Here is a 12,737-nt window from a genome sequence, read left to right as displayed (position 1 = left end):
GATGGAAATCTATCAAAAGCTGGAGCAAATAAAACGTTCGCTAGACCAATATTTTTCACATCCTGTGCTTAAACAATATATTCAAAAGCCTGTAATTGATGAAGACAAGCTGCTATTGTTTTACGCTCTTTTTGAAGAAGCGGAAATAGCAGATGAAAAGAAGGAAAAATATGTTGTGACTGCCATGCTTGTTCAATCAGCCCTTGATACCCATGATTTAGTAACGACAACGGAATGTGAAAATAAGAAGCTTTTTGTTGAAAGACAATTAAATGTCATTGCAGGTGATTATTTCAGCGGTCTATATTATTTTATTCTTTCTGAAATTCAAGACTTGAAAATGGTTCGTGCGCTTGCAACCGCGATTAAAGAAATTAATGAGCATAAAATTCGTCTTTACGACCGAAGCTGCCAGTCGATTGAAGCAATAGTCGAAAGCATCGTCATTGTGGAAACCGCGTTATTTCAACGGATCGGAGAGCATTTTCAAATTGAGACGTGGCCGGAAATTTCCAAAACATATTTAACATATAAACGTTTATGTGAAGAAAAACATAAATACGATAAAAATAGCCAGTCCGTTTTAACACAATTTCAAAAGAAATCTAAAAGCCCGATTGATTTAGTTGGAACTTTCATAGAATGCTGCAATCATTATTTCTGGGAAATTAATAAACTGTTGGAAAAAAGTCTGAAATATTCGCCTGCCGTAAAACAATTTATTATGAACCGAATTCATGTATTACGGTTTTCGCATATGATAGTGGAGGAAGGTTAAAAAATGCAGCAATCGAAAGAAGAACGTGTGCACCGCGTATTTGAAAAAATTTATAAAAATTATGACCGGATGAATTCTGTGATCAGCTTTAATCGTCATATTGCATGGCGAAAAGAAACGATGCGGAGAATGAATGTGAAAAAAGGTTCCTACGCACTCGATGTTTGCTGCGGAACGGGGGACTGGACGCTTGCGCTCGGGGAAGCAGTCGGGCAAAACGGAAAGGTCATAGGACTTGATTTTAGCCAAAATATGTTAAGCATCGGTGAGGAAAAGGCAAAGGAAAGACAATTTTCCAATATTTCATTTATTCACGGCAATGCGATGGATTTGCCGTTTCCTGAAAACGAGTTTGATTATGTGACCATCGGGTTTGGCCTCAGAAATGTTCCTGATTATATGCAGGTTCTATCGGAAATGTACCGCGTATTGAAACCCGGAGGAATGGTAGTTTGTTTGGAGACATCACAGCCGACCTTGATTGGCTTCAAACAGCTTTACTATTTTTATTTTCGCTTTATCATGCCTTTATTCGGCAAGATATTTGCTAAAAGCTATGAAGAATATTCTTGGCTGCAGGAGTCCGCGCGTCAATTTCCTGGCATGAAAGAGCTGAAAAAAATGTTCGAGCAAACTGGTTTTATAAATGTAGAAGTGAAGCCATTTACAGGCGGTGTTGCAGCAATGCACTTAGGTTATAAACCGAAATTGGAAACAAAGGTGAAATAAATGAAGTTAAAATCATTCTATTCCTTTTTAACAAAAGACCTTGAAGTGATTGAAAATGAATTGCTGTCTTCCGTACAAACAAAAGATCCGTTAATACGTGAAGCCGGGATTCATCTTCTTCAAGCAGGGGGAAAACGGATTCGCCCTGTTTTTGTATTGTTGTCAGGAATGTTCGGAGATTATAACATTGACCGTATGAAACCGGTTGCCGTCGCTTTAGAGCTGATTCACAGCGCCTCATTGGTACACGATGACGTCATTGACAATGCTGAGCTGCGAAGAGGAAAACCAACAGTTAATGCAAAATGGGACAATCGCATTGCCATGTATGTTGGAGATTACTTATTCGCACGGGCTCTTGAAATCATAACAGAGCTGGACGAGCCGCTTATTCACCGAGTTCTTTCGAAAGCTCTTGTTGAACTCTGTTTAGGAGAAATCGAACAAATCAACGATAAATACAATTTTGATCAGTCTTATCGGACGTATGTCAAACGAATTAAAAGAAAAACAGCTTTATTAATTGCTGTCAGCTGCCAATTGGGCGCTCTTGCCTCCGGCGCTCCAGAATCCGTTTGTAAAAAGCTTTATTTGTACGGTTATTATGTTGGAATTTCGTATCAAATTATTGACGATCTTTTAGATTTTACCTCTACGGAAGAAGAGCTTGGAAAACCAGTTGGGAGCGATTTACTTCAAGGAAACATTACCCTTCCTGTTTTGTTTGCCATGCAAAATGAAGAATTAAGAAAAAAAATTGTCAAAATCAATAATCAAACAACTGCTGAAGAAATCAAGCCGATTATTTATGAAATTAAAAAATCAAGAGCAATCGAACAGTCGATGAATATTAGTGACCGCTATTTGCAGAAGAGCTTTCATCAATTGGAAGGCCTCAAGCACGGGAAAGCGCGAACTTCGCTATACAATATTGCCAAATATATTGGAAAAAGGAAATTTTAGTTTGCGTAACCGCTTTAATAATGATACTATTTTCTTGTGGATTTTGTACTTATACATAAAGAAATTTTCGAGGTGGATGTGTTGATGGAAAAGACGTTTTTAATGGTAAAGCCTGATGGTGTACAACGGCAGCTGATTGGACAAATCGTTTCAAGATTTGAGCAAAAAGGGCTGAAGCTTATCGGTGCAAAATTAATGAAAATCTCTGAAGAATTGGCCCAGCAGCATTATGGAGAACATAAAGAAAAGCCTTTTTTCAATGAACTCGTTCAATTCATCACTTCAGGACCGGTTTTTGCAATGGTTTGGGAAGGCGAAAATGCAATCGAAATTGCCCGTCAAATGATGGGAAAAACCAATCCAAAGGATGCCCTTTCTGGAACAATTCGCGGCGATTTTGGTTTAACAGTAGGGAAGAATGTAATTCACGGTTCTGATTCACCTGAAAGCGCTGAGCGGGAAATTCAATTGTTTTTTAAAGCTGAAGAGCTTGTAGAATATGACCGTGAAATTGATGCATGGATCTATTAACATCTGACCCTAATCAAACAATGGTTTGATTAGGGTTTTCTACATTACATTCGGGGGAAGATCGGAAAGTGACAGATAAGGACTATGTTGCATTTATCGAAAAGATAAAAAGAAAAAGCGGGATTGACCTGTCGTTATATAAAGAGACTCAAATGAAAAGAAGATTAAAATCATTGTATGAAAAAAAAGGCTTTCAATCCTTTCACGAGTTTTTTTTAGCGATGGAAAAGGATAAATGTTTATACAATCTGTTTTTAGATCGGATGACTATTAATGTTTCTGAATTTTTTCGCAACTATCAGCGCTGGAACATCCTTGAAAAAAAATTGCTTCCGCGTTTGCTGAATGGTAAAAAACATATAAAGGTTTGGAGCGCTGCCTGCTCAACGGGAGAAGAACCTTACACAATTGCGATGATTTTAGCACAAAATTCGCTATTGAAAGACTCATATATATTAGCCACAGATATAGATGAACAAGCGATTAAAACAGCACAAATTGGAATTTATCCGGAAAGATCGCTAAAAGAAGTACCTCTTGAATATAAAACTAATTATTTTCAGCAAGAAGGCTCTTTCTATCATGTAAAAGAAGACATTAAACGCTCGGTTACTTTTAGAAAGCATAATTTGCTGTCAGACCGCTTTGAAACAGATTTTGATTTGATCGTATGCCGAAACGTCCTCATTTATTTTACTGAGTCTGCGAAAAAAGAGCTTTATGAAAAATTCAGCAACTCGCTTAGACGAAACGGGATTTTATTTGTTGGCAGCACAGAGCAAATTTTCACTCCGGAAAAATATGGATTAAAAACGATCGAAACGTTTTTTTATACACGATTGTAGCAATAGCAAAGATCTTTCTATTCAAACAAAAAATCTTATGGTATAGTTACGTAAAAGCATAAAAGCATAAAAGCGTTAAAGTGTTATGGGAAGGAGTTTGCTAGTATGAGATATTTGACAGCAGGGGAATCTCACGGCCCGCAATTAACGACGATTATAGAAGGAGTTCCGGCAGGGCTTCCTCTAACGAAAGAAGACATCAATATTGAGCTTGCAAGAAGACAGAAAGGCTATGGCCGCGGTCGAAGAATGCAAATCGAAAAAGACCAGGTGCAAATACTAGGCGGAGTGCGCCATGGCGAAACGCTAGGATCACCAATAGCGCTAGTTGTAGAAAATAAAGACTTTGCCCATTGGACGAAAATTATGGGGGCAGAGCCGATTTCCGAATCGGAGAAAGCGGAAATGAAACGAAAAATTACGAGACCTCGCCCAGGCCATGCCGACTTAGTCGGGGCGATCAAATACGGACATCGTGATATGCGCAACGTGCTTGAACGCTCTTCTGCCCGGGAAACAACTGTCAGGGTGGCAGCAGGAGCTGTTGCGAAGAAAATTTTGTCTGAACTCGGTATTCAAGTGGCAGGACATGTCATTGAAATTGGCGGTGTCCGTGCGCAAAAATTGGACTATTCGACGCTTGCTGAGTTGAAGGAAAAGACAGAGAACTCACCTGTGCGTTGTTTAGATGAAAATGCGGCTCAGCAAATGATGAAGGCGATCGACGAAGCAAAAGAAAAGGGTGATTCCATCGGCGGCATCGTTGAGGTGATTGTTGAAGGAATGCCGCCTGGTGTCGGCAGCTATGTTCATTGGGACAAAAAGCTGGATGCCAAAATAGCGCAAGCGATCGTAAGCATCAACGCGTTTAAAGGGGTTGAATTCGGCTTGGGATTTGAAGCGGGACGGAGTTTTGGCAGCGAAGTTCATGATGAAATCCTTTGGAGCGAAGAGAAAGGATACTATCGCAAAACAAACAATCTGGGAGGCTTTGAGGGCGGCATGACGACCGGCATGCCCATCGTCGTCAGAGGAGTCATGAAGCCAATTCCAACACTGTACAAACCTTTGCAAAGCGTTGACATTGATACGAAAGAGCCTTTTTTGGCGAGCATTGAACGATCGGACAGCTGCGCAGTCCCGGCTGCAAGTGTTGTGGCGGAGGCAGTTGTTGCATGGGAAGTAGCCAAAGCGATCGTTGAACAGTTTGGTCTTGATCGCATTGACCTTATTCGGGAAAATATCGAACGTATGAAACAATATGCGAGGGAATTTTAATGGAACAGATGATGATTCAAACGAAAAGTCGCTCGTATCCAGTTTTTTTAGGAGACGGAATTATCGATAATGTCGGAGAATGGCTTCTGTCTGTTTGCAATAATCCTTCGAAAATTTTGATCATTACTGATCAAACAGTCAAGGATCTGTATGGCGGAAAATTAGAGTCGGTATTAAAAGCATTTGATTTGGACGTATTGACATGTGTTGTTCCGAGCGGCGAACAGTCTAAATCATTTGAAACGTACTATAAATGCTTGACCTTTGCTTTAGAAAACAATCTGGACAGAGAATCCGTGATCATTGCTTTTGGCGGCGGTGTAGTGGGTGATTTAGCAGGCTTTGTAGCTGCAACATTTATGAGAGGAATTCCGTTCATTCAAGTGCCGACGACCCTTTTGGCTCATGACAGTGCTGTCGGGGGAAAGGTGGCCATTAACCATCCGCTCGGAAAAAATATGATCGGGGCTTTTCATCAGCCTCATGCCATTATTTATGATACACAGTTTTTAAAAACACTACCTCTTCTAGAAATCCGCTCAGGATTTGCAGAAGTGGTGAAGCACGGCTTCATCAATGATCGTTCATTTGTTGAAAATTTAATGAAAACGATCCATTCGTTGAATCATGTAACAAGCGAACAGCTGCAATGGTTTATACGAAAGGGAATTGAAGTGAAAGCAGAATTTGTCGCTGAAGATGAAAGAGAAACGGGAAAAAGGGCGTTTTTAAACTTCGGTCATACTCTCGGCCATGCGCTCGAAGCGGAGTTAGGTTACGGGAAGATTTCCCACGGAGATGCCGTTGCATGCGGCATGCTGTTTGCTCTATGGCTGAGTGAAAAGATGTTCCGCAAAGATTTTCAATATAAATCGATCAAAAATTGGTTTAACGAAATCGGCTTTCCTGTCAAAATCGATGAAACCATTCAAACCGAATCGCTTCTTGAACGAATGAAAAAAGACAAAAAAACGGTACATAGCCAGATTCGTTTTGTGCTTCTCGAGGATATCGGCAATCCGGTACTTAAGACGTTTGACACGCATACATTATATTCATTTCTTAATGAGTGGAGAACGGAGGGATGCGTTTGATAAGAGGTGTTAGAGGGGCCATCACCGTTTCGGAAAATAATGAAGAACAGATTGTAGAAAGCACGGAGAGGCTCTTAAGGGAGATGATTCGATTAAACAACATTGCCCCTGAACAAGTAGCTTCCGTGTTTATTTCGGCGACAAATGATTTAAATGCCTGCTTCCCTGCAAAAGCATTAAGAAATATTGAAGGCTGGAAATATGTTCCTGTGACATGCATGCAGGAAATAGCCGTTGAAGGCGCCCTTGAGAAATGCGTAAGGGTGATGATGCATATTAATACAGAAGCCGCCCAAAACGATATTTGCCATGTTTATTTAGAGAAGGCAAAAATTTTACGACCGGATCTTGTTGACAAATAATGCTGTATCCGATAATATGGCGAATAAGAAAGTTTTTATATGACCTGAAATGAGCTGAGTTTAGTTAAGGGTAGTTGAGAATGAGTCGAGGAAGTAATAGATGAGTGGTTTAGGAAGATAGATTGATCGACTGCCCAAAAACGTAATGTTTTTGGGCATTTTTATTATCAATTTCATCCCTCAAAAACGATCCTCTATGACTCATTCTCCAAATACTTTGGAGGAGTGAGTACTTCAATGGCAACAACCTTTCAAGATTTTTTGCAGGATTGCCGCAAATATAAGACGGTTCCCATTATCGAGCAATATCATGTCGATATGCTGACACCTATCCAAATATTTCAAACGCTGCAAACCGATGCTTGTTATATTTTAGAAAGCAATGACAGCGAGTCGAACTGGTCCAACTACTCGTTTATCGGTCTTGAGCCGATGTATTTTATCAAGGAAGAAAATGGAACGTTCCAGCTGCAAAATCGAAAACAGATGGTCATGGACAAAGATGTTTCGTTATCAGCATTGTTTCATAGAATGACGGTAAGCTTCAATGTAAAAAAAGTGGCGATCGATGTGCCGTTTTCAGGCGGAGCTGTCGGAAAAATCGATTATGATGCGGTCAGCCTATTTGAAAAAATTCCAGCTCATCGTCATGCTGACAGAACCCATTCTGTATGTGAACTGGTCATTTGCCAAACGGTCATTGCATATAGCCACAGGGAAAAACTGCTGACATTTATTCATTACAGAGAGCTAGAAGGAAACGAAAGCGAACAAGAGCTGAAGCAAATATTTGAGGCGGGAAAGGAACGCATTTTTCAATATCGCAATGAATTAAAAAACGTCAAGCCGGAAGGAAATATTTTCATCCCGTCAAACAAAGAACCGGTTTCTTTCGCCGGATTTGAATCGAATTATACAAAAGAACAATTTTTGCATCATGTTGAAAAAATGAAGGAATATATTCGTTCTGGCGATATATTTCAAGGAGTTCTTTCGCAGCGCTTTGAAAAACAAGTATCGGTAACCGGTCTGCAATTATATCGAATTTTAAGAATTATCAATCCTTCCCCTTATTTATTTTATATAAAACTATCAAACCAAGAGCTTATCGGCAGTTCACCGGAAAGATTGATTCATGTTCGCGACGATTATGTTGAAATTCATCCTATTGCCGGCACGAGAAAGCGGGGCAAAACAAAGGAAGAAGATAGAAGACTCGTTCGCCAATTGCTGCAGGATGAAAAAGAACTAGCGGAGCATTATATGCTTGTTGATTTAGCAAGAAATGATATCGGCCGAGTTGCTGAATACGGGACGGTCAAAACACCTGTACTTCTGGATGCAGCTTATTTTTCACATGTTATCCATCTCATTTCAAAAGTGAGAGGAAAATTGAGAAAAAGCATTCATCCGATTGATGCGTTAATTTCGGCTTTTCCTGCCGGAACCGTTTCAGGAGCCCCAAAAATACGCGCGATGGAAATTATTCATGAGCTGGAGCCGACTGCCAGGGGGAGCTATGCGGGGGCTGTTGCATACATCAGCTTCGATGGAAGCATTGATTCATGCATCACAATTCGGACAATCACGCTGAGCAATCAGAAGGCATATGTCCAGGCGGGGGCTGGGATCGTTGCCGATTCTGTTCCTTTAAAAGAATGGGAAGAAACAAGAAACAAAGCGAGTGCGCTCATTCAAACGATCGAATTAGCAGAACAATTGTTTTTAGAAAAAGGGAGGAAGAGGGCATGAAGCATATATTGGAGAAGTGCATTAATGGTGAGACTCTTTCAGCATCTGAAGCAGAAGATATTATGAAAAAAATCATGGAAGGAAAGGTTCCGGACAGTCAAATTGCCAGTCTCATCACTATTTTACGATTTCGCGGCGAAACGGTCGAAGAGATGACGGGATTTGTGAAAGCGATGAAGGAAAATATGACTCAGCTTGAAGGATTTGAAAATGCAGTTGATACTTGCGGAACGGGCGGAGACGGAGCATCAACATTTAACATTTCAACCGCATCTGCCATTGTAGCTTCATCGTTGGGAGTGAAAGTCGCAAAACACGGAAACCGCGCTGTTTCTTCAAGAAGCGGCAGCGCTGATGTGCTCGAATGTTTAAACATCCCAATCCAAACAACGCCTGAAGAAGCAAGAAGAAGCTTGGAAGAAACGAATATGAGCTTCTTGTTTGCTCCTCTCTATCATTCATCGATGAAGCATGTTGCCAAAGCAAGAAAAGAAGTGGGATTCCGAACGATTTTTAATTTGCTCGGGCCGCTGGCTAATCCGGCCAATACAAAACGACAAGTGCTTGGCGTTTCATCATTGGAGCATGCGGAGAAAATGGCTGAAACATTAAAACATTTCCGTTCAGAGCATGTGCTGTTAGTATCAGGAAGGGACGGATTAGATGAAATTTCGATCAGTGATGAAACGGATGTCGTAGAACTAAAAGATGGGAACATAACAAAATATACGATTTCTCCGGAGCAATTTGGAATGAATCGAGGGAAGCTTGAAGAAATACAAGTCTCAGATGCTAAAGAAAGTGCTAAAATGATAGAGGAAGTACTGAAAAATAAAGGAAATGAAAGCGTGAAGAACATTGTAGCATTAAATTCGGCTGCAGCTCTGTACGTAGCAGGAAAAGCAAAAAACATTTCTGAAGGGGTACAGATGGCTTTAACAGCCATAAAAGACGGGACCGCCTATCAGCAATTAAAGAGATTGGCCATCCGAAAGGAAGAGAGCTATGCTTGATACGATCATAAGAGCTAAAGAACAAGAAGTGAAAGAGCTTGATTTGACGCAATTAGACCAAAAAACATTCGAAAAAAGATCATTTTTCGCTGCTCTTCAAAACCCGAACCGTTTTCTTGGGCTCATTGCGGAAGTGAAGAAGGCATCGCCGTCCAAAGGTGTCATTCGTGAAGATTTCGATCCTGTCGATATTGCAAAAAAATATGAGAGAGGGAAGGCAGACTGCTTATCTGTTTTAACCGATCAAAAGTTTTTTCAAGGGTCAACCGCATTTTTGTCTGAAATTAAAGAAAAGGTGAAACTTCCTGTTTTGCGCAAAGATTTTATTATCGATAAAAAGCAAGTGTATGAATCGAAATGGATCGGAGCGGATGCCATTTTGTTAATCGGGGAGGCTCTTCCGCCCAAAAAATTAAAGGAGCTTTGGGATGAAGCGGTCAGCTTAGAGCTGGATGTGCTGGTGGAGGTCCATTCTGTCGAGACTCTTGAAAGAATACTAGACATATTTGTGCCGAATATATTAGGGGTGAACAACAGGGATTTAACAACCTTTCATACGGATATTCATCATCTGGAAACGATTCAAAAATATGTGCCGAAAGATATTTTATTGATCAGTGAAAGCGGCATAAGCACGATGGCAGATTTGCAAACGGTGTATGAATATGGAGCAAAAGGCGTGCTTGTCGGGGAGGCGCTCATGCGGAAAAAAGATCCGGAACAAGGAATTTATGAGCTGTTTAAGGAGAGTGTAAAGTGAGACTCGTCAAAATTTGCGGCAACCGCACATTTGAAGATACAGCCGTTTCCATCAATCAAGGAGCCGATTATATCGGCTTTATCTTTTCCTCTGAAAGCAGACGGCAGGTGAAGGCAAATGATGTCGGCAGGTGGATGGAAGCTTTTCCAAAAGAAATGCGTCCAAAACTAGTAGGCGTATTTGTTCATCCGACGATTCAATTTTTAGAGGATGTGCTAGCAGCGGTCGAATTAGACTGCATACAGCTGCATGGCGATGAAGATGAAGAATTTGTAAAACAGGTAAAGGAAAAGTTCGGTCTTTCTGTTTGGAAAGCTCTTCCTCATCATGAACATGTGATAGAGGAAATGGAAAAATTTTCGCGTTGGGTGGATGGATATGTGATTGACAGCCGTGTGAAAGGAATGTGGGGCGGAACAGGCGTTGCTTTTGACTGGTCAAATGTGTCTGATTATATAATATGGGCGAAAAATCACCGGAAGCTTTGTTTTATTGCGGGCGGCATTACACCTGAAAACATAACAGAGCTGCTTGAAAAAGGCGCTGAAAACATTGATGTTGCAAGCGGTGTTGAAACAAATGAAAAAAAAGATGTCGAAAAAATAGCAAAATTAATAGAGAAGGTGAAAGGCTGATGAAATATCCTGATGAATATGGCAGATTTGGAGAATTTGGAGGAAAATATGTACCAGAAACGTTAATGAAGCCGTTGTATGAATTAGAAGAAGCATTAAAGGATGCATTAAGTGATTCTTCTTTTCAACAGCAATATCATCAAATGCTGCAAAAATATTCCGGCAGACCGACCGCTTTAACATTTGCAGACCAATTAACAAAACATGTCGGGGGAGCAAACATTTTTTTAAAACGGGAGGATCTCAACCATACTGGTGCCCATAAGATCAATAATGCCATTGGTCAAGCGCTTCTTTCGAAAAGAATGGGAAAAAAGAAGCTTATTGCTGAAACAGGTGCCGGACAGCACGGTGTAGCATCAGCAACTGTCGCTGCGAAATTTGGCATGGACTGCAAAGTATTTATGGGAGAAGAAGACATCGATAGACAGCGCCTCAACGTTTTTCGGATGCAGCTGCTAGGTGCTGAAGTAGTGCCTGTTACAAGCGGAAATAAAACATTAAAAGACGCTGTGAATGAGGCGATCCGATATTGGGTTCAGCATTGTGAAGACCATTTTTATTTAATGGGCTCAGCTGTCGGTCCGCATCCATATCCGATGATGGTAAGAGAATTCCAGCGGATCATTGGAGATGAAGCGAAAGAGCAGTTTTTCAACGAGTTTGGCAAGCTGCCGGATGTTGTCATAGCTTGTGTGGGCGGAGGAAGCAATGCGATCGGGATGTTTACACCGTTTTTAGAAGAAGATGTAAAGCTTATTGGAGTGGAGGCAGGAGGAAAAGGAGTGGAAACGGGTGAACATGCGGCAACAATTACAAAGGGGACGAAAGGCGTTATTCACGGTTCGATGACGTACTTATTGCAAAATCAATACGGTGAAATTATTGAGCCTTATTCGATTTCTGCCGGCCTCGATTATCCGGGTGTCGGTCCGGAGCATGCTTATTTAGCAAAAATAGGGCGTGTCGTTTATGAATCTGTGACAGATGAAGAGGCGATTGCAGCACTCGAAACATTGGCGAAAACAGAAGGAATATTAGCCGCAATTGAATCTGCTCATGCCGTTGCAAAAGGAATTGAAGTAGCAAAAACTTTATCAAATGAACAGTCAATTTTAATTTGTTTGTCCGGACGGGGCGATAAAGATGTTCACACTTTGATGAAAACGAAAGGGGGAGTTGAAAATGGTTTCTAACAAAAGCATGTTTCAACAGTTTGACAAGCTTTTTATTCCTTTTATTACAGCTGGAGATCCGAATGAAGAGTTGACCATTGATCTCGCCCTTACTTTAGAAAAATGCGGGGCGTCAGCCATTGAGCTTGGCGTTCCCTATTCGGACCCGCTTGCTGACGGCCCCGTTATTCAACAGGCATCCATCCGGGCAAGAAGAAATGGAATGAATATTGAAAAGGCGATGGAATTAGCATATAAAATGAAAGAAAGAGGTTTAAAAATTCCGATCATTCTCTTTACTTATTTCAATCCTGTGCTACAATTAGGAGAAAAATACTTTTTTACTTTAATGGAGAAAAATCGATTAGAAGGACTTCTCATTCCTGATCTCCCGTTCGAAGAAAGCGGATGGATGCGAAAAAAATGTGACGAGCATGGGATTTATTTTATCTCTATGGTTGCTCCCACTTCCTACAATCGAATAAAAAAAATTGCTGAGAACGCCGCAGGATTTTTATATTGTGTTTCATCTCTCGGGGTGACGGGTGAGCGCCAATCATTTGATGAGCGCGTTTCTGATTTTATCTCTCATGTAAAGAAGTATGCGGAAGTTCCGGTGGCTGTCGGGTTCGGCATTTCGTCGAATGAGCATGTAAAAAAATTTTTCAAAATAAGTGACGGCGTCGTTGTGGGCAGTGCGATTGTTAAACAAATTGAAAAGCTTATTCCGCTTCTCACAAATGCGAATACAAAACAGAGCGGGTTACAGGAATTTGAAAGGTTTATTAACGGTTTGCTCCATTAGGGGATGAAAGAGGTGTT

14 protein-coding genes are annotated in these 12,737 nt (G+C 40.8%); all 14 read left to right on the top strand.

The genetic code is table 11. The features are described from left to right. Position 1: 1 nt before the first annotated feature. The 14 genes from ACVIJU_RS12920 to trpA all read left to right on the top strand — a co-directional run bounded on the left by ACVIJU_RS12920 (position 2) and on the right by trpA (position 12,720). Positions 2–778, top strand: a complete 777-nt coding sequence (locus ACVIJU_RS12920) for a heptaprenyl diphosphate synthase component 1 (RefSeq protein WP_158640198.1) — start codon at positions 2–4, stop codon at positions 776–778. Between the two features lie 3 nt (positions 779–781). Next, on the top strand, positions 782–1,507 hold the full coding sequence (locus ACVIJU_RS12915; protein WP_063388587.1) for a demethylmenaquinone methyltransferase: 726 nt from the start codon (positions 782–784) through the stop codon (positions 1,505–1,507). Beyond that, positions 1,508–2,470, top strand: coding sequence for a heptaprenyl diphosphate synthase component II (hepT, locus tag ACVIJU_RS12910; RefSeq protein WP_063388586.1), 963 nt, complete (start codon positions 1,508–1,510; stop codon positions 2,468–2,470). Between the two features lie 84 nt (positions 2,471–2,554). Next, entirely contained in the window at positions 2,555–3,001 is a 447-nt protein-coding gene (ndk, locus tag ACVIJU_RS12905) for a nucleoside-diphosphate kinase (protein WP_063388585.1), read from the top strand. A gap of 68 nt (positions 3,002–3,069) precedes the next feature. Next, positions 3,070–3,846 carry a CheR family methyltransferase gene (locus ACVIJU_RS12900; protein WP_063388584.1) on the top strand — a complete coding sequence of 259 codons (777 nt, stop codon included), beginning with the start codon at positions 3,070–3,072 and terminating at the stop codon, positions 3,844–3,846. A 105-nt stretch (positions 3,847–3,951) separates the two neighbouring features. Then, positions 3,952–5,124 (top strand): chorismate synthase, encoded by a 1,173-nt coding sequence (gene aroC / locus ACVIJU_RS12895; RefSeq protein WP_063388583.1) that lies wholly within the window; start codon positions 3,952–3,954, stop codon positions 5,122–5,124. Beyond that, complete coding sequence (gene aroB, locus ACVIJU_RS12890; protein WP_456687663.1) at positions 5,124–6,218, top strand: 3-dehydroquinate synthase; 1,095 nt, start codon at positions 5,124–5,126, stop codon at positions 6,216–6,218. Before aroC ends, aroB begins: the two co-directional genes overlap by 1 nt. Beyond that, complete coding sequence (gene aroH, locus ACVIJU_RS12885) at positions 6,215–6,580, top strand: chorismate mutase (protein ID WP_063388656.1); 366 nt, start codon at positions 6,215–6,217, stop codon at positions 6,578–6,580. The genes aroB and aroH overlap by 4 nt, the downstream gene beginning before the upstream one ends. Positions 6,581–6,817: 237 nt before the next feature. Further along, positions 6,818–8,332 (top strand): anthranilate synthase component I, encoded by a 1,515-nt coding sequence (gene trpE, locus ACVIJU_RS12880; RefSeq protein WP_130156176.1) that lies wholly within the window; start codon positions 6,818–6,820, stop codon positions 8,330–8,332. Beyond that, entirely contained in the window at positions 8,329–9,345 is a 1,017-nt protein-coding gene (gene trpD, locus ACVIJU_RS12875) for an anthranilate phosphoribosyltransferase (RefSeq protein WP_063388580.1), read from the top strand. The genes trpE and trpD overlap by 4 nt, the downstream gene beginning before the upstream one ends. Beyond that, positions 9,338–10,105, top strand: a complete 768-nt coding sequence (gene trpC / locus ACVIJU_RS12870; protein WP_117016816.1) for an indole-3-glycerol phosphate synthase TrpC — start codon at positions 9,338–9,340, stop codon at positions 10,103–10,105. Before trpD ends, trpC begins: the two co-directional genes overlap by 8 nt. After that, entirely contained in the window at positions 10,102–10,740 is a 639-nt protein-coding gene (locus tag ACVIJU_RS12865; protein ID WP_117016815.1) for a phosphoribosylanthranilate isomerase, read from the top strand. Before trpC ends, ACVIJU_RS12865 begins: the two co-directional genes overlap by 4 nt. After that, on the top strand, positions 10,740–11,936 hold the full coding sequence (gene trpB, locus ACVIJU_RS12860) for a tryptophan synthase subunit beta (protein WP_412674490.1): 1,197 nt from the start codon (positions 10,740–10,742) through the stop codon (positions 11,934–11,936). The genes ACVIJU_RS12865 and trpB overlap by 1 nt, the downstream gene beginning before the upstream one ends. Continuing rightward, positions 11,926–12,720, top strand: coding sequence for a tryptophan synthase subunit alpha (gene trpA / locus ACVIJU_RS12855; protein ID WP_375338753.1), 795 nt, complete (start codon positions 11,926–11,928; stop codon positions 12,718–12,720). Before trpB ends, trpA begins: the two co-directional genes overlap by 11 nt. Positions 12,721–12,737: the final 17 nt, after the last annotated feature.

It is taken from the genome of Aeribacillus sp. SP014 (assembly GCF_054055575.1).
This window is presented reverse-complemented; position numbering and strand designations above follow the sequence as displayed.

What these genes read in the sequence shown, in the direction of transcription:
- ACVIJU_RS12915 (WP_063388587.1), top strand. Translation starts at nt 782, where the DNA reads ATGCAGCAATCGAAAGAAGAACGTGTGCACCGCGTATTTGAAAAAATT.
- trpB (WP_412674490.1), top strand. Translation starts at nt 10,740, where the DNA reads ATGAAATATCCTGATGAATATGGCAGATTTGGAGAATTTGGAGGAAAA.
- trpD (WP_063388580.1), top strand. Translation starts at nt 8,329, where the DNA reads ATGAAGCATATATTGGAGAAGTGCATTAATGGTGAGACTCTTTCAGCA.
- hepT (WP_063388586.1), top strand. Translation starts at nt 1,508, where the DNA reads ATGAAGTTAAAATCATTCTATTCCTTTTTAACAAAAGACCTTGAAGTG.
- trpA (WP_375338753.1), top strand. Translation starts at nt 11,926, where the DNA reads ATGGTTTCTAACAAAAGCATGTTTCAACAGTTTGACAAGCTTTTTATT.
- aroB (WP_456687663.1), top strand. Translation starts at nt 5,124, where the DNA reads ATGGAACAGATGATGATTCAAACGAAAAGTCGCTCGTATCCAGTTTTT.
- trpE (WP_130156176.1), top strand. Translation starts at nt 6,818, where the DNA reads ATGGCAACAACCTTTCAAGATTTTTTGCAGGATTGCCGCAAATATAAG.
- ndk (WP_063388585.1), top strand. Translation starts at nt 2,555, where the DNA reads ATGGAAAAGACGTTTTTAATGGTAAAGCCTGATGGTGTACAACGGCAG.
- aroC (WP_063388583.1), top strand. Translation starts at nt 3,952, where the DNA reads ATGAGATATTTGACAGCAGGGGAATCTCACGGCCCGCAATTAACGACG.
- trpC (WP_117016816.1), top strand. Translation starts at nt 9,338, where the DNA reads ATGCTTGATACGATCATAAGAGCTAAAGAACAAGAAGTGAAAGAGCTT.
- ACVIJU_RS12920 (WP_158640198.1), top strand. Translation starts at nt 2, where the DNA reads ATGGAAATCTATCAAAAGCTGGAGCAAATAAAACGTTCGCTAGACCAA.